The sequence below is a fragment of the Pseudomonas sp. genome (genome assembly GCF_040514055.1).
Lineage (GTDB): Bacteria > Pseudomonadota > Gammaproteobacteria > Pseudomonadales > Pseudomonadaceae > Aquipseudomonas.
In genome coordinates, this window is record NZ_JBEVDL010000082.1 from 1 (window position 1) to 21,198 (window position 21,198).

At 66.4% G+C, this 21,198-nt stretch carries 19 protein-coding genes and 1 pseudogene; 15 read left to right on the top strand and 5 right to left on the bottom strand.

Features of this window, described 5'->3' with window-relative positions; genetic code table 11:
• From ABWY06_RS22355 to ABWY06_RS22375, 5 genes and pseudogenes are all read left to right on the top strand, one after another.
• Positions 1 to 190, top strand: a pseudogene (locus tag ABWY06_RS22355) (ethanolamine permease); the annotation flags it as partial.
• Positions 191 to 350: 160 nt separating this feature from the next.
• A complete protein-coding gene (locus ABWY06_RS22360; protein WP_353927792.1) occupies positions 351 to 1,745 on the top strand; it encodes an ethanolamine ammonia-lyase subunit EutB in 1,395 nt (464 codons plus the stop codon).
• Positions 1,742 to 2,509 carry an ethanolamine ammonia-lyase subunit EutC gene (gene eutC / locus ABWY06_RS22365; protein WP_353927793.1) on the top strand — a complete coding sequence of 256 codons (768 nt, stop codon included), beginning with the start codon at positions 1,742 to 1,744 and terminating at the stop codon, positions 2,507 to 2,509. Before ABWY06_RS22360 ends, eutC begins: the two co-directional genes overlap by 4 nt.
• Positions 2,510 to 2,623: 114 nt before the next feature.
• On the top strand, positions 2,624 to 2,791 hold the full coding sequence (locus ABWY06_RS22370) for a DUF2897 family protein (RefSeq protein ID WP_353927794.1): 168 nt from the start codon (positions 2,624 to 2,626) through the stop codon (positions 2,789 to 2,791).
• Positions 2,745 to 4,178: a hypothetical protein gene (locus ABWY06_RS22375; RefSeq protein WP_353927795.1), complete on the top strand. Its 1,434-nt coding sequence runs from the start codon at positions 2,745 to 2,747 to the stop codon at positions 4,176 to 4,178. The genes ABWY06_RS22370 and ABWY06_RS22375 overlap by 47 nt, the downstream gene beginning before the upstream one ends.
• Before the next feature lie 8 nt (positions 4,179 to 4,186).
• Here ABWY06_RS22375 and ABWY06_RS22380 read toward each other — a convergent pair whose 3' ends face one another.
• The 3 genes from ABWY06_RS22380 to ABWY06_RS22390 all read right to left on the bottom strand — a co-directional run bounded on the left by ABWY06_RS22380 (position 4,187) and on the right by ABWY06_RS22390 (position 6,582).
• Positions 4,187 to 5,005, bottom strand: coding sequence for a substrate-binding periplasmic protein (locus ABWY06_RS22380; protein ID WP_353927796.1), 819 nt, complete (start codon positions 5,003 to 5,005; stop codon positions 4,187 to 4,189).
• 64 nt (positions 5,006 to 5,069) lie between these two features.
• On the bottom strand, positions 5,070 to 5,846 hold the full coding sequence (locus ABWY06_RS22385; protein ID WP_353927797.1) for a substrate-binding periplasmic protein: 777 nt from the start codon (positions 5,844 to 5,846) through the stop codon (positions 5,070 to 5,072).
• A gap of 112 nt (positions 5,847 to 5,958) precedes the next feature.
• The gene (locus ABWY06_RS22390) at positions 5,959 to 6,582 is read right to left on the bottom strand and encodes a TetR/AcrR family transcriptional regulator (RefSeq protein WP_353927798.1); all 624 of its coding nucleotides are present in this window, start codon (positions 6,580 to 6,582) and stop codon (positions 5,959 to 5,961) included.
• 222 nt (positions 6,583 to 6,804) lie between these two features.
• On the opposite strand from ABWY06_RS22390, the gene ABWY06_RS22395 reads away from it, so the two are divergent.
• The 10 genes from ABWY06_RS22395 (at position 6,805) to ABWY06_RS22440 (ending at position 19,889) form a co-directional block, all read left to right on the top strand.
• Positions 6,805 to 8,595, top strand: a complete 1,791-nt coding sequence (locus tag ABWY06_RS22395; protein WP_353927799.1) for an acyclic terpene utilization AtuA family protein — start codon at positions 6,805 to 6,807, stop codon at positions 8,593 to 8,595.
• 29 nt (positions 8,596 to 8,624) lie between these two features.
• Positions 8,625 to 9,497 (top strand): SDR family oxidoreductase, encoded by an 873-nt coding sequence (locus tag ABWY06_RS22400; RefSeq protein ID WP_353927800.1) that lies wholly within the window; start codon positions 8,625 to 8,627, stop codon positions 9,495 to 9,497.
• 4 nt (positions 9,498 to 9,501) lie between these two features.
• On the top strand, positions 9,502 to 11,118 hold the full coding sequence (gene atuC / locus ABWY06_RS22405) for a geranyl-CoA carboxylase subunit beta (RefSeq protein WP_353927801.1): 1,617 nt from the start codon (positions 9,502 to 9,504) through the stop codon (positions 11,116 to 11,118).
• An 84-nt stretch (positions 11,119 to 11,202) separates the two neighbouring features.
• Positions 11,203 to 12,360, top strand: coding sequence for a citronellyl-CoA dehydrogenase (gene atuD / locus ABWY06_RS22410; RefSeq protein ID WP_353927802.1), 1,158 nt, complete (start codon positions 11,203 to 11,205; stop codon positions 12,358 to 12,360).
• 102 nt (positions 12,361 to 12,462) lie between these two features.
• On the top strand, positions 12,463 to 13,260 hold the full coding sequence (locus ABWY06_RS22415; protein WP_353927803.1) for an enoyl-CoA hydratase/isomerase family protein: 798 nt from the start codon (positions 12,463 to 12,465) through the stop codon (positions 13,258 to 13,260).
• Between the two features lie 90 nt (positions 13,261 to 13,350).
• Positions 13,351 to 15,351, top strand: a complete 2,001-nt coding sequence (locus ABWY06_RS22420) for an acetyl/propionyl/methylcrotonyl-CoA carboxylase subunit alpha (RefSeq protein WP_353927804.1) — start codon at positions 13,351 to 13,353, stop codon at positions 15,349 to 15,351.
• A 101-nt stretch (positions 15,352 to 15,452) separates the two neighbouring features.
• A complete protein-coding gene (locus ABWY06_RS22425) occupies positions 15,453 to 16,277 on the top strand; it encodes an SDR family oxidoreductase (RefSeq protein ID WP_353927805.1) in 825 nt (274 codons plus the stop codon).
• 284 nt (positions 16,278 to 16,561) lie between these two features.
• A complete protein-coding gene (locus ABWY06_RS22430) occupies positions 16,562 to 17,191 on the top strand; it encodes a glutathione S-transferase family protein (protein ID WP_353927806.1) in 630 nt (209 codons plus the stop codon).
• 64 nt (positions 17,192 to 17,255) lie between these two features.
• Complete coding sequence (locus ABWY06_RS22435) at positions 17,256 to 19,328, top strand: 2Fe-2S iron-sulfur cluster-binding protein (protein WP_353927807.1); 2,073 nt, start codon at positions 17,256 to 17,258, stop codon at positions 19,326 to 19,328.
• A gap of 93 nt (positions 19,329 to 19,421) precedes the next feature.
• Positions 19,422 to 19,889, top strand: a complete 468-nt coding sequence (locus ABWY06_RS22440) for a nuclear transport factor 2 family protein (RefSeq protein ID WP_353927808.1) — start codon at positions 19,422 to 19,424, stop codon at positions 19,887 to 19,889.
• A gap of 32 nt (positions 19,890 to 19,921) precedes the next feature.
• On the opposite strand, the gene ABWY06_RS22445 is transcribed toward ABWY06_RS22440, so the two are convergent.
• Complete coding sequence (locus ABWY06_RS22445) at positions 19,922 to 20,323, bottom strand: hypothetical protein (RefSeq protein ID WP_353927809.1); 402 nt, start codon at positions 20,321 to 20,323, stop codon at positions 19,922 to 19,924.
• A 491-nt stretch (positions 20,324 to 20,814) separates the two neighbouring features.
• Positions 20,815 to 21,198: YfbK domain-containing protein (locus tag ABWY06_RS22450; RefSeq protein ID WP_353927810.1), on the bottom strand; the 384-nt coding region annotated here is incomplete at its 5' end.

Sequence of the window (21,198 nt, forward strand, 5' to 3'; positions counted from 1 at the left end):
CCCGGGTTACCCCGTGGTGCCGGGCATCGCCCTGGCCCTGGCGCTGGTCTGCCTGACCGCCATGGCCTGGTTCAACCCGGTGATCGGCCTGGTCTTCCTCGGCTTTATGGCGGTGGGCTTCGTCTACTTCCAGCTGACCGCCCGCCACCGCGCCGAGGCCCCCGCCGACGCCATGCTGACCGGCGCCTAAGCGACGATCATGCGCCCAGGGCGAAAAAGGGTGGACGGCCACACAGCCTGTCCACCCCGCTCGCTCGCCCCGCTGGACAAGCCCTCGACGGAGGGATAAAACCTTGTGGGGTATCGGCGACCGCCATTCGGCGGCGCCTGTTTCGACGACCGGGATTCTTATGCCCTATCACAGCACTGTCGGTTCCCAGGTGTACCGCTTCGCCGATCTCAAGACCCTGCTCGCCAAGGCCAGCCCCGCGCGCTCGGGCGATTACCTCGCCGGCCTGGCCGCCGCCACCTATGAAGAACGCATGGCGGCCAAGATGGCCCTGGCCGATGTGCCGCTCAAGCGTTTCCTGGAAGAGCTGCTGATCCCCTATGAAGAGGATGAGGTCAGTCGCCTGATCGTCGACCGGCATGCCCTCGATGCCTTCGCCCCCATCAGCCATATGAGCGTGGGCGACCTGCGCAACTGGCTGTTGCTCGACAGCACCGACAGCGCCACGCTGGCGGCCGTGGCCATGGGCATCACCCCGGAAATGGCCGCGGCGGTAAGCAAGCTGATGCGCAACCAGGACCTGATCCTGGTGGCGAAAAAATGCCGGGTGGTCACCGCCTTTCGCAACACCATCGGTCTGCCCGGGCACCTGTCGGTGCGCCTGCAACCCAACCACCCCACCGACGACGTGCGCGGCATCGCCGCCAGCCTGCTCGACGGCCTGCTCTACGGCGCCGGGGATGCCACGGTCGGCATCAACCCGGCCAGCGATTCGCTGCCGACCCTGATGCGCCTGTGGCAGATGATGGACGAGGTCCGCCAGCACTTCGACATTCCCATGCAGAGCTGTGTGCTGACCCATGTCACCACCCAGATCCAGGCGATCGAGGCCGGTGCGCCGATCGACCTGGTGTTCCAGTCCATCGCCGGCAGCGAGAAAACCAATGCCAGTTTCGGCGTCAGCCTGGCGATCCTCAAGGAGGCCCACGAGGCGGCGCTGTCGCTCAAGCGCGGCACCGTCGGCGACAACCTGATGTACTTCGAAACCGGCCAGGGCAGCGCCCTGTCCGCGGGCGGTCACCATGGCGTCGATCAGCAGACCTGCGAGGCCCGTGCCTATGCGGTGGCGCGTGAGTTCAAACCCTTGCTGGTCAATACCGTGGTCGGCTTTATCGGACCCGAATACCTCTACGACGGCAAGCAGATCATCCGCGCCGGGCTGGAAGACCACTTCTGCGCCAAATTGCTCGGCGTGCCCATGGGCTGCGACGTCTGCTACACCAACCACGCCGAAGCCGACCAGGACGACATGGACACCCTGCTGACCCTGCTGGGCACCGCCGGCATCACCTTTATCATGGGCATACCCGGTGCTGACGACATCATGCTCAATTACCAGAGCACCTCCTTCCACGACGCCTTGTACCTGCGTTCGGTCATGGGCCTGAAACGGGCGCCGGAGTTCGACGCCTGGTTGACGCGCATGGCCATTACCGAAGCCTCCGGCCAGCTGCGCCAGATCGGCCGCAGCCATCAACTGCTGGAGCAACTGCCACGGGTCTCGGGGGCCGCATGAACGACGAACTGATCCAGCACAATCCCTGGGACGAGCTGCGCGCCCATACCTCGGCCCGCATCGCCATCGGCCGGGTGGGCTCCAGCCTGCCGACCAACGAGGTGCTGCGTTTTGGCCTGGCCCATGCCCAGGCCCGCGACGCGGTGCACCGTCCCCTGGACTTCGCCAGCCTGCGCAGCCAGCTGGAAAACGCGCAGTTTCGCGTATTGCAGGTCAGGAGCGACGCCGAGGACCGGCAGAGTTACCTGTTGCGCCCGGACAAGGGCCGCCACCTGGCCGACGCCTGCTACGCTCGCCTGAGCGACGAAGTCGCCGCGCCGGAGCTGGCCGTGGTGATTGCCGATGGCCTGTCCTCGATTGCCGTGCAGCGCCACGCGCTGCCGCTGCTGCAGCTGTTCCGCCAGCGCTTCGACACCGATTGGGCGAACACCCCGGTGGTACTCGCCGAGCAAGGCCGGGTGGCGATCGGCGACGGTATCGGCCAGGCGCTGCGCGCGCGCCTGGTAGTGATGCTGATCGGCGAGCGCCCGGGCCTGAGTTCGCCCGACAGCCTGGGGCTGTACCTGACGTTCCAACCGCGGGTCGGGCGGATGGACAGCGAACGCAACTGCATTTCCAACGTGCGCCCCGAGGGCCTGCCTTACGCCCTGGCGGCGCACAAACTCGATTACCTGGCGCGCGAGGCGCTGCGCCTGAGCCTGAGCGGCGTCGCCCTGAAGGATGACAGCAACCTGCTGCGGGTCACGGAGAGCCCCGCGCATTGAAACTGAACCGCAGACGGGCGAGCGAACTCGAAGCCACATGCCCCACGAATAAGCTGACCCTTCGCCCTCCGGCGGGGGATACTGATTCGCCCAAACGCCCTGTGGAGAAACACTATGCCTTGGTTCGCCTGGTTAATCCTGATCCTGGCCATTGGCTCCATCGTCGGCGGCCTGATGATGCTGCGCGATACGGCCAAACCGCTGCCCCTGAGCCCCGAGCAACTCAAACGCATCCATGACCGCAACCTCGAAATGGACGCTAAGGACGCCCAGGACCGCTAGCCTGCTGGCGCTGCTGGCACTGGCCGGCTGCGCCCATCCGCCGCCGTCCGCAACGGCCGATAAGCCGACCTGTGCCGCCCTGTTCGCGGCCCGGGACGCGGTTGTCCAGGGCGCCGGCGACGCGCAATACCAACCACTGGCCGGCTTGCCAGGCTTGCGCAGCGATCGCCTGCTGGCCGCCCTGGCGGGGACTGCGACTCGCCCCGATGCCCGCCGCCTATGGCTGCAGGAACTGGCCGCGCGCGACGCAGAGGCCAGCGCTATCGAACTGGGCAATCTGCCCGCCAGCCAAGCCGCGCAGTGGACATCAGCGTCCCGTCAGCAGGCGCTGGCTCTCTGTCGACAAGCCCAAATCGAACGTCTGCTCGTCGATCCACTGGCCTTCCAGCACGCGGCGGCGGCAGCGCAGGTGCCCGACGACTACCGTCCCTGGGCCCGTCGGCTGGGCGCCTACGGATTGTTCGAACCTTTTTATCGCCGTGGCGTGCAGGCCTGGCAGCGTGCTGCCTCCGCCACCGAGGCGCCGGCGGAGGCGGCACGCTGGCTGACCTATACGCCGCTGGCGCCGCCCGCCCCTGTGCCGCCACCGGTAACCGCGCTGAACGTCGATGCCCTGGGCTTGCCGCGGCCCAGCGCCGAGCAGGCCGACGCGCTGTTTGCCCGGCACGCGCCAACGCTGCGCATCGAGCAACGCAGCCGCGCCGACCGCCTGGGCAGCCCGGCCTTCGACACCCGGGGTCGACGCGTGTTTCAGCAGACGCCGCGGGTTTATCAGCACCTGGGCTGGAGCTGGCTGGACGGTCGCTGGCGGTTGCAACTGATCTACCAGCTCTGGTTCGCCCGGCGCCCTGACACCCACCCCCTGGACCTGTATGCCGGCAAGCTGGACGGCCTGCTCTGGCGCGTCACCCTGAATGAACGGGGCGAAGCGTTGCTCTACGATTCGATTCATCCCTGTGGCTGCTGGCATGGCTTTTATCTGCCGGTGCACTCGCCGCTGCAGTTGCGCCCCGAGGCCGACCAGGAGAGCCGCCTGGCGCGGCGCCTGACGCTGGAGGGCCGGACCGGCGCCACGCTCTGGCTGGCCAGTGGCGATCATCGCTTGAGCTGGGTCGACGACCGCGCCTCGGCGTTCCCGGCGATCGGCTACGCGCGGTCACCCCTGGACGGGCTGCGCCAGTTGCCTCATCCCCAGGGACGGCGCAGCCTGTATGGCCCGGACGGCCTGGTGCCGGGCAGCGAACGCCTGGAACGCTGGTTGCTGTGGCCGTCGGGGGTCGATTCGCCTGGCACCATGCGCCAGTGGGGACGGCACGCCACGGCCTTTATCGGACGCGCCCAATTCGATGCCCCCTACCTGCTGCAGGACTATTTTCCGGACCCCTGAGGCCTGGCTCAGGGCGTCGTGGCAGCCTTGGTCACTACCGCGGCACCGGGCAGTACCTCGATCTGGTACGGCGAGAAAATTTTCTGCAAACGACCATTGTCACGCAGACGTCGTAGCAGCGCGGCAAACGCCGGCCCATCGATCGGCGACCGTGGACGCAACAGCGCATGGTGACGGTAACGCTGGTCGACCCGTTCGGATACCAGCAGGCGCGCCTGATAATCGCGGTGCTGCTCAAAGAAATCACCCAGGTAGGAGCGGGTCACCAGGGCGATATCCGCGCGGTTTTTCAGCACCATCAGCAGGTTGCTGTCGTGGGAATAGGTCAGGGTGGCGCTGAATTCGCGGGCGAGGAACTTGGGGTCGGCATTGAACGCCGCGAAGCTGTAGTGATAGCCACTGTACAGCGCCAGGCGCTTGCCTTTGAGCTGCTCGAAGTACTCCTGACCATGACCTGCCTCCGCACGCCCAACGAACACCTCGGCGTCTTCCAGGGCCATGTCGACGACCTGATGCTCGATCTTCTGCCAGCCCCATTCGGGATTCTCGAACAGCGCGATATCAATGCGGCCCTGTTCGAAATCGCGGAAGCGTCGCTGGACCGAGGTCGGCAACATGACGAAGTGAAAATCGGCCTGGATCTGGTTGAGCGCCTCCAGCAACTGCGGCAGCAAGCCACCCAGCACCTCGGCGCTGGGTTTGATCACGTAGGGCGGAAAATGCGCGCCACCCACTCGGACTTCCTGCGTCGCCATCGCCGGCAGGCAGCACAGCGCGCCTATGCCCAGGAGCAGTCCTCGAAATGGCGGGCGCAAGGCGAGTCTCATACTGACCTCAATGGATAGCGGTTTCTGGAACCCTAGCCCAACCCCCCGGGCACTGCCCAGGTTTTCAGGGCTCCAACAGCGACAGGTGATAACGCTCCAGCAGTGGTCGGAGCCGCCCCTCGCCGCGGACCTGCTGCATCAGGCGGGCGAAGGCCTCGGCATCGATGGGCGCCTGGGGCCGCAGCAGCGCATGGTGGTGATAGACCTGATCAACCCGTTGGGAGACCAGAAACGCCGCACCCTGCTCGGGGTTGCGGTCCTGATAGAGTTGCAGGTAGGAACGGGTGATCACCGCCACGTCGGCCCGCCCCTTCAGCAGCATCAACAGGTTGCTGTCGTGGGAGTAGGTCAGCACCGCATTGTACTGTTGGGTCAGGAAATCCTGATCGGCATTGAACCCGGCGAAGCCATAGTGATAGCCATTGTAGAGCGCCAACCGCTTACCCTGCAGGTTGGCGAAATAGCCCTGGTCACGCCCCGGTTCGGCGCGGGCCACATAGACCTCGGCGTCCTCGATCAGCAAGTCCACGGAGCTCAGCGGGGTACCCTGCCACCCCCAACTGGGGGACTCGAACAGGATCAGGTCGAATCGCCCTTGCTCGAAGTCGCGGTAACGGCGGGTCACCGCGGTGGGCACCAATTCGAACTGATAGTCGGACTGGCTGTGGTTGAGCAGCGTCAACAACTCTGGCAACAGCCCCGAAGCCTCCGGACTCTCTGGCTTGATCATATAAGGGGGGAAGTGGTACGCGCCGACGCGCACGCGCTCAACCGCGGTGGCGGGCAACGCGCCGAGGCTGAACACAATCAACAGGAGGGTTAACAAGGGGTGCAAACGCATTACCTCGACACAGCATGGCGTCACTCGCTGCCAACCGGCAGCATGGGGGGACTTCCTGTGTCCAGAGCCAGCGAATCGGCTCCAAGGGCTCTTGAAGCCTAGACGATTCCCCTCAGATTTTCTTGCACACCAACGACAATGCCTCGTCGGCCAATTGATCCAGGGTCATCGGCCCTTCGGGGCGGAACCAGGTGGTGGTCCAGGATAACGCACCGGTCAAAAAACGCCGCTGAATAAAGGGATCGCCCTGAAAATATCCGGCATCCCGCGCTTCGCCCAGCACCGTGAGCCAAAGCGCTTCGTAGCGGTCGCGCAAGGCCAGGATGTATGCCTGGCCGTCCGCGGACAGGGAACGCCATTCATACACCAGCACCGCCATGGCTTCGCCCGTGCCCCCCATGATCGATTGCAGTTCACAGCGGATCAGCGCCAGTACCCGACCCCGCAAATCCCCGGCCTCGGCCAGGGCGGCCTGCATCAGCGCGGTGTTGTAGCGAATGGTCTCCTCCATCACCGAGCGCAGGATTTCATCCTTGCTCTTGAAATGGTGAAAGATGCTGCCGGACTGAATGCCCACGGCACCGGCCAAATCACGCACCGTGGTGCGCTCATAACCCTTGCTGCGAAACAGGTGGGCCGCAGTCTGCAGCAGCTTGCCCCGCGCGCTCTCGGGGTCGGTGATCTGCCCATCGCGCACCAACGCCTGCATCACCGCCTGGGCCTTCAGATCATCCACGGTCAATTCTCCCACTTTGCTGATTCCGCTTGCCGTCTCGCCCTCGCCTGCAGGGACCCGCGGATTTGTGCCAAGTGCCTGTCACCGTTGAGGAATTTAAGCCCCAGCGATTAGCCAAGCAAGCGCTTGGGGGCAATTCTAACGGAAAAAGTGCCGAACCGGGCTTTTCAACCAAGCGCTTGCTTGGTAATGTCCAACCACTACTTCAGGGGACCTCCACGCATGGCCACCACTCAGACCGTTCGCATCGGCTGCGCATCCGCATTCTGGGGGGACACCTCGACCGCTGCCGCCCAACTGGTACAGGGTACCCAACTCGATTACCTGGTGTTCGACTACCTGGCCGAAATCACCCTGTCGATCATGGCCGGTGCCCGCATGAAGGATCCCCAGGCCGGTTACGCCAGCGATTTCATCGAGGTGCTGAGCCCGCTGCTGACGGCTATCGCCAGCAAAGGCATCCGCGTGATCAGTAACGCCGGCGGGGTCAACCCCCAGGCCTGCGCCAACGCCCTGGCCGCGGCCTGTGAAAAAGCCGGCGTAAACCTGAAGATCGCCGTGGTCCAGGGTGACAACCTGCTGCCGCAACTGGGCGAGCTGGCCAAGGCCGGTACCCGGGAAATGTTCACCGATGCGCCCCTACCGCCGCATTGCGTGTCGGTCAACGCCTACCTGGGCGCACCCGCCCTGGTCGACGCCTTGGCGCTGGGCGCCGACATCGTCATCACCGGCCGGGTGGTCGACAGCGCGGTGGTCAGCGCCGCGCTGGTCCACGAATTCGGCTGGCACTGGGACGATTACGACAAGCTGGCCCAGGCGGCCCTGGCCGGCCATATCATCGAATGCGGCGCGCAGTGCACCGGTGGCAACTTCACCGACTGGCAGAGCGTACCCGACTATGAGCACATCGGTTTCCCGGTGATCGAGGTGCAGGCCGACGGCGCGTTCGTGGTCGGCAAACCAGCGGGCAGCGGTGGCCTGATCAGCCCCTTGTCCGTAGGCGAACAGCTGCTGTACGAAATCGGCGATCCGCGCGCCTATTTGCTGCCGGACGTGATCTGCGATTTTTCCGCGGTCAGTCTCGAGCAGGTTGGCGTCGACCGGGTGGCGCTCAAGGGTGCCCGCGGCCGTGCGCCCTCCGGGCAGTACAAGGTCTCGGCCACCTACCCGGACGGCTTTCGCTGCACCGCCAGCTGCGTGATCGCCGGTATCGACGCGGTGGCCAAGGCCGAACGGGTCAGCCAGGCGATCCTCGCCAGGACCGCCGAACTGTTCGCCCAGCGGGGTTGGGGGCCGTTCCAGCAGGTCGACGTGGAGTTGCTCGGCAGCGAGGCCACCTACGGTCCACGCGGACGCCGCCGCGACTGCCGTGAAGTGGTGGTCAAGCTGGCGGTCCGCCACGCCCGCAAGGACGCCCTGGTGCTGTTTTCCCGCGAGATCGCCCAGGCGGCCACCGGCATGGCGCCGGGTCTGACCGGCATCGTCGGCGGGCGGCCCACGGTCTACCCGGTAATCCGGCTGTTCTCCTTTCTGGTCGACAAAACACGCTGCCCGCTGGCGGTGGAGATGGACGGCGAGCGTCGGCCGCTGTCCCTGCCGACCCTGCCCGCCGCCGCCCAGACGCCCGCCCCCGCCGTGGCGGCGCCCACGGCCCAGGGGGCGACCGACGTCAGCGTGCCCTTGATCCGCCTGGCCGTCGCGCGGTCAGGGGACAAGGGTAACCACAGCAACATCGGCGTACTGGCGCGCCGCCCTGAGTACCTGCCCTGGATCGCCGCGGCGCTGAGCAACAGTGCAGTGGCCGCCTGGTTCGAACACCTGCTCGACCCCCACAACGGCCGAGTCGAATCCTGGTACTTGCCCGGCTGCCAGGGCCTGAACTTCCTGTTGCACAACGCCCTGGGCGGCGGCGGTGTCGCCAGCCTGCGCATCGACCCGCAAGGCAAGGCCTTCGCCCAGCAGTTGCTGGAGTTTCCCGTGCCGCTGCCGCAAGCCCTGGCCGATACCCTGTAACCCCGCCGACGACAAGGACCTTAACCACGATGGCATACGACTCGATCTTCAAGCCTGACCTGTTCGCCGGTCAGACCGTGCTTGTCACCGGCGGCGGCAGTGGCATCGGCCGTTGCACCGCCCATGAACTGGCGGCCCTGGGCGCCCAGGTGGTGCTGGTCGGGCGCAAGGCGCACAAATTGGAAGCCACCGCCGGGGAAATCCTCGAGGATGGCGGCCGGGTCAGCTGGCAGGTCTGCGACATCCGCGAAGAGGACCAGGTCAAGGCCATGGTCGCCGCGGTGCTGGCCGAACACGGACCGATCCACGGCCTGGTCAACAACGCCGGCGGCCAGTACCCCTCGCCGCTGGCCTCGATCAACCAGAAAGGCTTCGAGACCGTGGTGCGCACCAACCTGGTCGGCGGTTTTCTGGTGGCCCGTGAAGTGTTCAACCAATCCATGAGCAAGCACGGCGGCGCCATCGTCAATATGCTCGCCGACATGTGGGGCGGCATGCCCGGCATGGGCCACTCCGGCGCCGCCCGTGCCGGCATGGAGAACTTCACCAAGACCGCCGCCTTCGAGTGGGGTTATGCCGGGGTGCGGGTCAACGCCGTGGCGCCGGGCTGGATCGCCTCCAGCGGTATGGACACCTACGAGGGCGCCTTCAAGGCGGTGATCCCGACCCTGCGCGAACACGTGCCGCTCAAGCGCATCGGCACCGAATCCGAGGTCTCGGCGGCGATCCTGTTCCTGCTGTCGCCCGGCGCGGCCTTTATCAGCGGCAACACCGTGCGCATCGACGGCGCCGCGACCCAGGGCTCGCGGGCCTGGCCGCTGCACAAGGCCAAGAACAGCCACTCCTACAACGGCTTTCACCGGGCCTACCTGCCCGATGTGCTGAAAGACCAGGGGGAATGACGGCATGCCGCTGATCGAAACCACGCTGGACCGCCACAGCGCCGACTACGCCAGCAATCGCGCGGCCATGCTGGCCACCCTGGCGACCTTCCGCGACGCGGAACAGAAGGTGCTGGACAAGGCCCAGGAAGCCAAGGCCAAGTTCGACAAACGCGGCCAACTGCTGCCACGGGAACGCCTGAACCTGCTGCTCGATGCCGGTGCGCCGTTCCTCGAACTGGCCTCCCTGGCCGGCTACAAACTCCACGACGACAAGGACGGTACCCAGGCCGGCGGCGGCATTATCGCCGGCATTGGTTATGTCGCCGGCGTGCGCTGCCTGGTGCTGGCCAACAACAGCGCGATCAAGGGCGGCACCATCAGCCCCTCGGGCCTGAAAAAATCCCTGCGCCTGCAACAGATCGCCGTCGAGAACAAACTGCCGGTGATCACCCTGGCCGAGAGCGGCGGCGCCAACCTCAACTACGCGGCGGACATCTTCGTCGAAGGCGCACGCGGCTTCGCCAACCAGGCGCGCATGTCGGCCATGGGCCTGCCGCAGATCACCGTGGTGCACGGCTCGTCCACCGCCGGCGGCGCCTATCAGCCCGGGCTGTCGGATTACGTGGTGGTGGTACGGGGCAAGGCCAAGCTGTTCCTCGCCGGGCCACCCTTGCTCAAGGCCGCCACGGGCGAGGTGGCCACTGACGAGGAACTGGGCGGCGCCGAAATGCATGCCCAGGTCGCCGGCACCGCCGAATACCTGGCCGAAAACGACGCCGACGGGGTGCGCATCGCCCGCGAGATCGTCGCGATGCTGCCGTGGAATGCGCGCCTGCCGGCTCGCCCGCCCAAGCATTACGAGGAACCCCTGTACCCGACCGAGGAGCTGCTGGGGTTGATTCCGGCGGACGCGAAAAAACCCTATGACGTCCGTGAGATCATCGCCCGTATCGCCGACGGCTCGCAGTTTCTCGACTTCAAGGCCGAGTTCGACACGCAAACGGTGTGCGGTCACCTGCAGATCGAGGGTCAGCCCTGCGGCTTTATCGGCAATAACGGCCCCATCACCCCCAAGGGGGCGGTCAAGGCCGCGCAATTTATCCAGCTGTGCGACCAGAGCAACACGCCTATCCTGTTCTTTCACAACACCACCGGTTTTATGGTCGGCACCGACTCCGAGCAGAACGGCGTGATCAAACATGGCGCCAAGCTGATTCAGGCGGTGGCCAACTGCCGGGTCCCCAAGCTCACGGTGGTGGTCGGTGGCTCCTACGGCGCGGGCAACTATGCGATGTGCGGACGCGGCCTGGACCCGCGCTTTATCTTCGCCTGGCCGAACAGCCGCACCGCCGTGATGGGCGGTGCCCAGGCCGGCAAGGTGCTGCGCATCGTCACCGAGGACAAGCACCGCAAGGAAGGCAAGGACGCCGATCCGAAGATGCTCGACATGCTGGAAACCGTCACCGCGCAAAAGCTCGACAGCCAGTCCACCGCGCTCTACGGCACCGCCAGCCTGTGGGACGACGGCCTGATCGATCCACGGGACACCCGCACCCTGCTGGGCTTTCTGCTCGACCTCTGTGCCGAGGCGGCCCTGCGCCCCCTCAGCGCCAACACCTTTGGCGTGGCGCGCCTGTGAGCCGCGTTTCCCCCGAGAGGGCGGGCTAAGCCCGTCCCGCCTCCTCTCCGCACGGAGAGGCGGAACCCGACTAGGAGAAGCACCATGGTCTTTACCCAGGAACACGAAGAACTGCGGCGCACCGTGCGCAATTTCGTCGACAAGGAAATCAATCCCCACGTCGACCAGTGGGAAAAGGACGGCCGTTTCCCGATCCACGAAATTTTTCGCAAGGCCGGTGAGCTGGGCCTGCTGGGCATATCCAAACCGGAGAAGTTCGGTGGCATGGGCCTGGACTACAGCTATTCGATTGTCGCCGCCGAGGAATTCGGCACCATCCACTGCGGCGGCATCCCGATGTCCATCGGCGTGCAGACCGACATGTGCACCCCGGCGCTGGCCCGTTTCGGCTCGGATGAATTGCGCGAGCAGTTCCTGCGCCCCTCGATCACCGGCGAAATGGTCGGCTGCATCGGCGTCTCCGAGGTCGGCGCGGGCTCCGATGTCGCCGGTCTGAAGACCCAGGCGAAAAAGGACGGCGACGACTACGTGATCAACGGCAGCAAGATGTGGATCACCAACTCGCCGTCCGCCGACTTCATGTGCCTGCTGGCCAACACCTCCGACGACAAGCCCCACGTCAACAAGTCGCTGATCGTGGTGCCGATGGATACCCCCGGGATCAGCATCAGCCCGCACCTGGACAAGCTCGGCATGCGCAGCTCCGAGACCGCCCAGGTGTTCTTCGACAACGTGCGGGTGCCGCAGCGCTATCGCATCGGCCATGAGGGCGCCGGTTTTATGATGCAGATGCTGCAGTTCCAGGAGGAACGCCTGTTCGGCGCGGCCAATATGATCAAGGGCCTGGAGTACTGCGTCGACAGCACCATCGAGTACTGCAAGGCGCGGCAGACCTTCGGCCAACCGCTGATCGACAACCAGGTTATCCACTTTCGCCTGGCCGAGCTGCAGACCGAGATCGAATGCCTGCGCGCCCTGGTCTACCAGGCCACCGAGCAATACGTGAAAGGCCGCGACGTGACCAAGCTGGCTTCCATGGCCAAGCTCAAGGCCGGTCGCCTGGGCCGCGAGGTCAGCGACAGCTGCCTGCAGTACTGGGGCGGCATGGGCTTTATGTGGGACAACCCGGTCTCGCGTGCCTACCGCGATGTGCGCCTGGTCTCCATCGGCGGAGGGGCGGACGAGATCATGCTGGGCATCATCTGCAAGTTGATGGGCATCCTGCCCGGCAAGAAAAAGTAAACACGTAGGCTGGGTTGAGCGCAGCGATAGCCATCAACCCGCCCACTCTGGGTATCGACGCCACGCGCTTCAGTCTCAGCGTCTTTGTACGAGGAATAACGGATGTCCGCTCTACCTAACTGCGACACCCTGTTGCTGGATGCCCAGGCGGGTGTGCTGCATATCACCCTCAACCGGCCGGACAGCCGCAACGCCATGAGCCTGCAGATGGTCGAGGAATTGCGCGCGGTGCTGGCCGCGGTGCGCGGGGACGCCACGGTGCGCGCCCTGGTATTGGTCGGTGCCGGTGGGCACTTCTGCGCTGGCGGCGATATCAAGGACATGGCCGCGGCGCGGGCCGCGGGCGAATCCGCTTACCGCGACCTGAACCGCGCCTTCGGCGCGCTGCTCGAAGAAGTCCAGCAGGCGCCTCAGGTCACCCTCGCGGTGGTGCAGGGCGCGGTCCTCGGCGGCGGCTTCGGCCTGGCCTGTGTCTGCGATATCGCCCTGGCCCACAGCGACGCGCGGTTCGGCTTGCCGGAAACCAGCCTGGGTATCCTGCCGGCGCAGATCGCGCCTTTTGTGGTGCAACGCATCGGTTTGACCCAGGCCCGCCGCCTGGCCCTGACCGCCGCTCGCTTCGACGGTCGGGAAGCCGCGCGCCTGGGCCTGGTGCACTTTGTCGAAAGCGACGCCCAAGCCCTGGCCGAGCGCCTGGACGAGCAACTGCAACTGATCAAACGCTGTGCCCCGGGGGCCAACGCCGCGACCAAGGCCCTGTTGTTGGCCAGCGAGCGGGAAGCGCTGGCGCCGTTGCTGGACCGCGCCGCCGGGCTGTTCGCCGAGGCCGTGGTGGGTGCCGAAGGCAGCGAGGGAACCCTGGCTTTTGTACAGAAGCGCCCGCCCCGTTGGGCGCAGTAGCGGTCTCGGGGTTACGTTCGACGCGACGGTGGCCGCTGGATCGATAACGCCCGCCCCGTCAGCCTGAAATGGTTTTGCAGGAGCACGCAGATGCCCAGTTTCAACAAGATACTGATCGCCAACCGCGGCGAGATCGCCTGCCGGGTGATGCGCACCGCCCATGAACTGGGCTACCGCAGCGTTGCCGTGTACAGCGGTGCCGATGCCGATGCCCGGCATGTGCAGCTGGCCGACGAGGCCGTGTGCATCGGCCCGGCGGCGGTCAAGGATTCCTACCTGAATATCCCGGCCTTGCTCGAGGCGGCGCGCCAGACCGGGGCGGACGCGGTGCACCCGGGCTACGGTTTTCTCTCGGAAAACGCCGCCTTCGCCGAGGCCTGCCAGGCGGCCGGCCTGGTGTTTATCGGCCCCAGCGTCGAAGCCATCCACCTGATGGGCAGCAAACGCTTGTCGAAACTGGCCATGCTCGACGCCGGCGTGCCCTGCATACCCGGCTACCAGGGCGCCGATCAGGATGAACAGGCCCTGGCCCAGGCGGCCGAGCGGGTCGGTTATCCGCTGATGATCAAGGCCAGCGCTGGCGGCGGCGGACGTGGCATGCGCTTGGTGCACCAGCCCAAACAGCTGCTGGAACAACTGCGCACCGCGCGCTCCGAGGCGCAGAACGCCTTCGGCAGCGGCGAGCTGATTCTCGAACGGGCGGTGTTGGCGCCACGGCATGTGGAAATCCAGGTCTTCGGCGACCAGCACGGCCACATCCTCTACCTGGGCGAGCGCGACTGCTCGGTGCAGCGTCGCCATCAAAAGGTCGTCGAGGAAGCGCCCTGCCCGGTGATGACCGCCGAGCTGCGGCGGGCCATGGGCGAGGCCGCGGTGCGCGCCGCCGCCTCGGTGAACTACGTCGGGGCCGGTACCGTGGAGTTTCTGCTGGATGCCAGTGGCGAGTTTTTCTTCCTAGAGATGAACACCCGCCTGCAGGTCGAACACCCGGTGACCGAGCTGGTCACCGGCCTCGACCTGGTGGCCTGGCAGCTGTTGGTCGCCGCGGGCCAGGCGCTGCCCCTGAGCCAGGAGCAGGTGACGCTCACCGGACACGCCATGGAGGTGCGGCTCTACGCCGAGGACACCGGGCGCGAGTTCCTGCCCCAGACCGGTACCGTCCGGCGCTGGGAACCGGCCCAGGGCCCGGGGATCCGCATCGACCATGGCCTGCTCGAAGGCCAGGCCATCACGCCGTTCTACGACCCGATGCTGGCCAAGATCATCGCTTATGGCGCGACCCGCGAGGAGGCGCGGCGCAAGCTGATCCGCGCGGTGGAGGATTCGGTGCTGCTGGGCGTCAACGGCAACCAGCGTTTTCTCGCCAACCTGCTTGGCCACCCGCAGTTTGCCGCGGGCCATGCCACCACCGCCTTTATCGGCGAGCACTTGCAGGACGAGCCCAGCCTGCGGCCGCAGGTCGCCGCGCCGGCCGAGCTGGCGTGCGCCGCCGCCCTGCTGTACCAGGCCTCGGCCAGTGCGCTTGCCCGGCAACCGGTGCTGCAGGGCTGGCGCAACGCCCCCAGCGCGCCCTTGACCTGGCTGCTGCAGTACGGCGAACAACGCCATCGCCTGCAGGTGCAGCTCCTCGAGTCCGGAGCGCAGCCGCGCCTGGCGGTGCAGGTCGGCGAAGCGTGCATCGAACTGCGCCTGCTGAGCGCCGATGGCCGTTGGGCGCGCCTGGAGATCGCCGGCGTACAGCGCCGCCAGGCCTATCACCTGGAGGGCCAGCGCCTGTGGCTGCAGGGCCATTTCGGCAACCTCGAGCTGCTCGACCTCACCCACGCACCGGCCGAGGGCCAGGGCCGCGCCGGCTCCGGCCTGCTCAAGGCCCCCATGGACGGCGCCATCGTCGAGGTGCTGGTGGCGGTCGGTGATCGGGTACAACCCGGCCAGCTGCTGCTGGTGCTGGAGGCGATGAAAATGGAGCACCCGCTCAAGGCCGGGATTGCCGGCCGGATCAGCCGGGTGCAGGTCGGCCGGGGCGACCAGGTCAAGGGCCGCCAGCTGCTGGTGGAAATCGAAGCCGACGTACCGCCCGCGGCCAGCTGAGGTTCCAGGGGGCCGGCAAGCCCCTCACCGACTCAAGGGAGAATGGCCGTCAGGTAGTCCGCCGATTAAAACAACATAAAACAACAACACGGAGAACGCCCATGTCACTGTCAGGAAAGACCCTGTTTATCACCGGCGCGAGCCGCGGAATCGGTCGTGAATTCGCCCTCAAGGCCGCCGCCGACGGCGCCAATATCGTCATCGCGGCCAAGAGCGCGCAGCCCCATGCGAAACTGGCCGGCACCATCCACAGCGTGGCCGCCGAAGTCGAGGCCGCCGGCGGTCGGGCCTTGGCCCTGCAACTGGACGTGCGCGACGAGCAGGCGGTCAAAGTCGCCATGGCCCAGGCCGCCGAGCACTTCGGCGGCATCGATATCCTGATCAACAATGCCGGCGCGATCAAACTGGTCGGCGTCGAGCAGCTGGAAGCCAAGCGCTTCGACCTGATGTTCCAGATCAATACCCGCGCGGTGATGGTCTGCAGCCAGGCGGCCCTGCCCTACCTGAAAAAAAGCGCCAGCGGGCACATCCTCAACCTGTCGCCGCCGCTGAACATGGACAGCAAATGGTTCGCCCAGCACGGTCCCTACACGGTGACCAAGTACGGCATGAGCATGCTGACCCTGGGCATGAGCGAGGAATTCAAGAAGTACGGCATCAGCGTCAACTCGCTGTGGCCCAAAACCATGATCGCCACTGCCGCCATCGAATTCGAGCTGGGCAGCCGTGACGCCTTCAAGCGCGCGCGCACCGTCGCGATCATGGCCGACGCCGCCCATGGCATTCTCTGCAGCAGCGACCGCAGCATCACCGGCCGTTTGCTGATCGACGAGGATATTTTGCGCGAGCAGGGTCAGAGCGAGTTCGAACAGTACCGCTTCGACCCGGCCGGCGGCACCCTGATCCCCGACCTGTTTGTCGACTAAAACTCGCTACGCGTCGCCGACCGGTTCCGGCGGCGACGCGCACCGCTCTACCCCCTGCTCCGCCAGCGCCTGTCGCCTGCAGCGTCAGTCGGCCAGCAGCACCCACGCCCGGATCCACGCTTGTGTCGGCGGTTATTTATTTCATTTATTGAAATAAAGGATTGCCATTTCTGGCCATTCCTCAGACTGATCGTTAGACGGATGATGCACTCCATCAGCGCCGCATGGGCCAGGCAGTTCACCAGGCAGGGCGCTGCTTTCCCCCGCTGCCCCTGGAGTGCCGCATGTCCATCCAACCGATCAAACTCTATCACCACCCCCTTTCCGGCCACGCCCATCGGGTCGAACTGATGCTCTCGCTGCTCGGCCTGCCGAGCGAACTGGTGTTCGTCGACCTGGCCAACGGCGCCCACAAACAGCCCGAGTTCCTCGCCCTCAACCCCTTTGGCCAGGTGCCGGTGATCGATGACAACGGCACCCTGCTCAGCGATTCCAACGCGATCCTGGTGTACCTGGCAACCCGCTACGGTAACGGCCGTTGGCTGCCGAGCGAGCCGGTGGCACAGGCCAAGGTGCAGCGCTGGTTGTCGGTGGCCGCCGGGCAGATCGCCGCCGGGCCGGCCCGCGCACGGCTGATCACGGTGTTCGGCGCGCCCTACAACGCCGCGCAGTGCATTGCCCTATCCCACGCCCTGCTCCAGGTGGTCGAGGGGGAACTGCGCCACAGCGCCTTCCTGGCGGGCGACCAGGCGACCCTGGCCGATATTGCCGCCTACAGCTACATCGCCCATGCACCCGAGGGCAATGTATCCCTGGCCGACTACCCGCACCTGCGCGGCTGGCTGTCGCGCATCGAGGCCTTGCCCGGATTCGTGCCCATGCCGCGCAGCGCCGTCGGCCTGCACAGCGTATGACCCTGCGCCACCTGCCACGGCCATGGCCCGCGCAGGTGGCCCGCCCCGCACTGGAGCCTGCGCCATGTCAGCGTCCCCTGAGCCCAACGCAACCACTGCCTCGCCCTGGCACGCCGGGGAAAAACACTTGCAGGCCCAGGTCGGGGTCAGCGAAGGCATGGAGCGTCTCGGCCGCCAGGTCATCCGTGACCATATGCCCGAGCAACACCGCGCGTTCTACCGCCAACTGCCGTTTCTCCTCTACGGCTCGGTGAACGCCCAGGGCGCTCCCTGGACCGGCATCCTCGAAGGGCCGGCAGGCTTTATCCAGACACCCGATGCCCGGACCTTGCGGCTCGATGGCCGCTTCGAAGCCGACGACCCGGCAGCGGCCGGCCTCGCCCCCGGTGCCGCGATCGGGCTACTGGGCATCGAATTGCATAGCCGCCGGCGTAACCGGGTTAACGGTCAGGTCACGGCGATGGATAAGCACGGGCTGACGCTGGCCGTGTCCCAGGCCTTTGGCAATTGCCCGCAATATATCCAGCGGCGTGTGTCCAATGCCGATGCCACCAGCGGTGCCGCGCCGCAGCCGGTCCAGCGCCAGACAGGGCTGGATGCGGCGGCCCGCGGACTGATCGGTGCGGCCGATACCTTCTTTGTCAGCAGCTATGTCGAGCATGCGGATGGCAGTCGCGCGGTGGACTGTTCCCATCGCGGTGGCCAAGCCGGGTTCGTCAAGGTCGAGGAGGACTGCCTGACCATTCCCGACTTTGCCGGCAACCTGCACTTCAACACCCTCGGCAACCTGCTGCTCAACCCCCGCGCCGGCCTGCTCTTTATCGATTTCGTCAGCGGCGAGTTGCTGCAGCTCTCCGGCTCCACCGAGCTGATTCTCGAGGGGCCGCAGATCGCGGCCTTCCAGGGCGCCGAACGCCTCTGGCGCTTTCGGGTCGAGCAGCTGGTGCGCCGCCCCGCCGCGCTGAGCTGGCGTGGCCAGTTTCAGGACTACTCGCCCAACAGCCTGATGACCGGCAGCTGGCCCGCGGCCGACGCCCGCCTGCGCGGCGTGGCCCTGGGCCGGCAATGGCGACCGCTGCGGGTGACCCGGGTGGTCGACGAGAGCGCGCGTATTCGCTCCTTCTACCTGGAACCGGCGGACCAGGCCGGCGTGGCGAACTTCCAGGCCGGACAGCACCTGACGCTGCGGCTGCCGATTACCGGTCAGGGACAACCCTTGCTGCGCAGCTACAGCCTGTCCAGCGCACCGTCCGCCCCTTTCCTGCGCATCAGCGTACAACGGGACGGGCAGGGATCACGCTGGCTGCACGAACACCTCGCCGTGGGTAGCCGGGTGGCGGCACGGGCGCCCCAGGGTGGGTTTACGCTGGACGGCGACTCGCGCCGGCCGTTGGTGTTGCTGAGTGCCGGGGTCGGGGTCACGCCGCTGCTGGCGATGCTGCGTGAGGTGCTCTATCAGAATGCGCGGCTGCGCCGCGCCCGTCGCGTCTGGTGGTTCCAGGGCGCCCGGCGGCCGGACGACCTGGCCTTCGTCGAGGAAGTCGACGCGCTGCAGCGCCAGGCCGGTGACCACCTGCGCGTGGCGCGCCTGCTCAGCCAGGCGGAGCCGGGTACGCGACCAGCCGAGGCGCAGCCCCTAGCGGGACGCATCGATATCGAGCTGCTTAAGGCGGTGCTGCCCTTCGACGACTTCGATTTTTACCTCTGCGGTCCCAGTGGCTTTACCCAGGAGCTGTACGACGGGCTCAGGGCACTGAATATCGACGACGCCCGTATCCACACCGAAACCTTTGGCCCGTCGGGTGTGCGCCGACAGCCGGCGCCCGCATCCGCGGAACACGCGCAGGCGTTGGCTGCCACGTCGCCGGTGCCGGTGCAGTTCCAACGCTCGGCCAAAACCGCCGACTGGACGCCGGCCAGCGGTACCCTGCTGGACCTGGCCCAGCGCCAAGGGCTGACCCCGGCCTTCAGCTGCCGCAGCGGCTCCTGCGGCAGCTGCGCCACCCGCCTGCTCAGTGGCCAGGTGCACTACCCGCACGCCCCCGCCCTTGCGCCGGCAGAGGATGAGGTGCTGATCTGCTGCGCCATCCCGGCCGACGCCGATAAGCACGGCCCGCCGCTGGTACTGGAGCTTTAGGGCCGGAGGAGAATCGCCACACGCGCCGCGTTGCCAAAAAAATAGCCCCAGGTTCTAAGCGTTCCCCGAAACCACCACCACGCAGGAGTTGCCATGGACAGTCGTCCTCCCGTGCCACCCTTTACCCCCGCCGGCGCCGCGTTAAAAGTCCGCCTGGCCGAAGATGGCTGGAACAGCCGCGACCCCGCTCGGGTCGCCCAGGCCTATACGCCGGACAGTCGCTGGCGCAACCGCAATGAGTTCGTGCAGGGTCGCCAGGCGATCGAGGATTTTCTGACGCGCAAATGGCAGCACGAGCGCGAATACCGCTTGATCAAGGAGCTCTGGGCCCATGACGAGCGACGCATCGCCGTGCGTTTCGCCTACGAATGGCAGGATGCCGAAGGGCGCTGGTTTCGCAGCTACGGCAACGAAAACTGGCTGTTCGATGGACAGGGGTTGATGCAGCTGCGCTACGCCAGCATCAACGACCTGGCCATCGATGAAGGTGAGCGCCACTTTCACTGGCCCCTGGGGCGGCGCCCCGACACGCATCCCGGGCTGAGTGCCCTGGGTTTGTAGGCTTGCCAGACCGGTGGCCGTGGCGCCGGCGCTCAGCGTTTGAATTCGAACTGCAGTTCGGCGCCCTCGATCACGTCCTCGCGCTCCTTGGTGATCAAACGCCCATTCAACTGGAAGGGATCGTCGCCAACCTTTTCGCCGAACATCGGCGGCAATAACGCCGTGTCGGTTTCCCTGGGCTGGTCCTTCGGCTGCAGGCTGTCCACCAACTCTGCCGGCAAGCGCAGGTCCAGTGGCGCCTTGGGCACCTCGGCCTGCTCCACTGCGGGGGCCTTGGACGGCGCCACCGGTGTCGGGTTCTTTTTTACCACGGGTTTGAGCACCGCAGGCGCAGGCGCCACGACCACCGGTTCGAGTTTTTTCACCGGCACCATCGGCTCGGGTTCGGGCTCGGCTTTTTTTGGCAGCTGCAGCTCAGGCGTAAAGGCCTGCACAGGGGCCTCCGCAGCCGTTTCAGGCGTTGATGGCGGGGCCGGCTCCAGCGTCGGTGCGGCAAAGGGCGAAGGCGACTGCGGCGCGGCGGCTGCCGGCCCAGGCTCAACGACTGGCGCTGCGACGGGTGCAGCTGCCGTAGTGGTCGCGGTCGCAGGGACCGGTGCCGGTGTCGGCTTGCGTTCCGGCGGACTGTCGGTAGCGTCACAGGCGCCTAACAACATGGCAGCCAGTACCAGCATACAGGGGCGAAAAGCGCTCATAAGCCGTTCAAGCTCTCTGAGAATGGACCTCATCCTGGCGTGCGGACGTCGGTCTGGCAAGTCATGCTGCAATGACCTGCCGTTTCGGCAGGGTCATCCTGCATCCGCGAACGCGCGAGGCAAGTGGCAGCGGTGGCCCGTGGGTTCAATGCCGCCAGCCGACACCTGGCTACAGCTTACCGCACACCAGTGTGCAGAATCAGAGTATCAAACCGACTCGAAGTTCGTCTTCAATCGCTGGTGGGGGGCGCCGTTGAAGCGGGTTGCAGACTCTGCGCCAGTTCGACCAGCTGGATAAACTCGCCGCGCAGCCCGAACCGGTCGTCACCCTTGGCCCCCCGGGCCAGCTCGGCACTGGCGGCCAGGCCGAACGTGCCGGTGTACTGCCCGCCGCTCAACTGCTGGGCGAAGCCGGCCACCGCCGCGGCGAACCGCAGGTCCTTGCTGGCCGCGGCAATCGCCGGTGCCGTCGCCTCGGCCGCGATCGGCACCTCCAGCAAGCGACTGTCCGGTTGCCCCGGCGCCTTGTAACGAATGCGCAGCAGCGCCAGCTCGCCGGCCTTGCCGTCGCTTTTGACCGCCGGCTGGTAACGCAGCGGCTCGAGCCAGCCCTT

Excerpts from the sequence above, each read along its gene's own strand:
- ABWY06_RS22370 (WP_353927794.1), top strand. The coding sequence starts at position 2,624 with ATGCCTTGGTTCGCCTGGTTAATCCTGATCCTGGCCATTGGCTCCATC.
- ABWY06_RS22395 (WP_353927799.1), top strand. The coding sequence starts at position 6,805 with ATGGCCACCACTCAGACCGTTCGCATCGGCTGCGCATCCGCATTCTGG.
- ABWY06_RS22430 (WP_353927806.1), top strand. The coding sequence starts at position 16,562 with ATGTCCATCCAACCGATCAAACTCTATCACCACCCCCTTTCCGGCCAC.
- ABWY06_RS22375 (WP_353927795.1), top strand. The coding sequence starts at position 2,745 with ATGACCGCAACCTCGAAATGGACGCTAAGGACGCCCAGGACCGCTAGC.
- atuD (WP_353927802.1), top strand. The coding sequence starts at position 11,203 with ATGGTCTTTACCCAGGAACACGAAGAACTGCGGCGCACCGTGCGCAAT.
- ABWY06_RS22400 (WP_353927800.1), top strand. The coding sequence starts at position 8,625 with ATGGCATACGACTCGATCTTCAAGCCTGACCTGTTCGCCGGTCAGACC.
- ABWY06_RS22385 (WP_353927797.1), bottom strand. The coding sequence starts at position 5,846 with ATGCGTTTGCACCCCTTGTTAACCCTCCTGTTGATTGTGTTCAGCCTC.
- ABWY06_RS22415 (WP_353927803.1), top strand. The coding sequence starts at position 12,463 with ATGTCCGCTCTACCTAACTGCGACACCCTGTTGCTGGATGCCCAGGCG.
- ABWY06_RS22420 (WP_353927804.1), top strand. The coding sequence starts at position 13,351 with ATGCCCAGTTTCAACAAGATACTGATCGCCAACCGCGGCGAGATCGCC.
- eutC (WP_353927793.1), top strand. The coding sequence starts at position 1,742 with ATGAACGACGAACTGATCCAGCACAATCCCTGGGACGAGCTGCGCGCC.
- ABWY06_RS22425 (WP_353927805.1), top strand. The coding sequence starts at position 15,453 with ATGTCACTGTCAGGAAAGACCCTGTTTATCACCGGCGCGAGCCGCGGA.
- atuC (WP_353927801.1), top strand. The coding sequence starts at position 9,502 with ATGCCGCTGATCGAAACCACGCTGGACCGCCACAGCGCCGACTACGCC.
- ABWY06_RS22440 (WP_353927808.1), top strand. The coding sequence starts at position 19,422 with ATGGACAGTCGTCCTCCCGTGCCACCCTTTACCCCCGCCGGCGCCGCG.
- ABWY06_RS22360 (WP_353927792.1), top strand. The coding sequence starts at position 351 with ATGCCCTATCACAGCACTGTCGGTTCCCAGGTGTACCGCTTCGCCGAT.
- ABWY06_RS22435 (WP_353927807.1), top strand. The coding sequence starts at position 17,256 with ATGTCAGCGTCCCCTGAGCCCAACGCAACCACTGCCTCGCCCTGGCAC.
- ABWY06_RS22380 (WP_353927796.1), bottom strand. The coding sequence starts at position 5,005 with ATGAGACTCGCCTTGCGCCCGCCATTTCGAGGACTGCTCCTGGGCATA.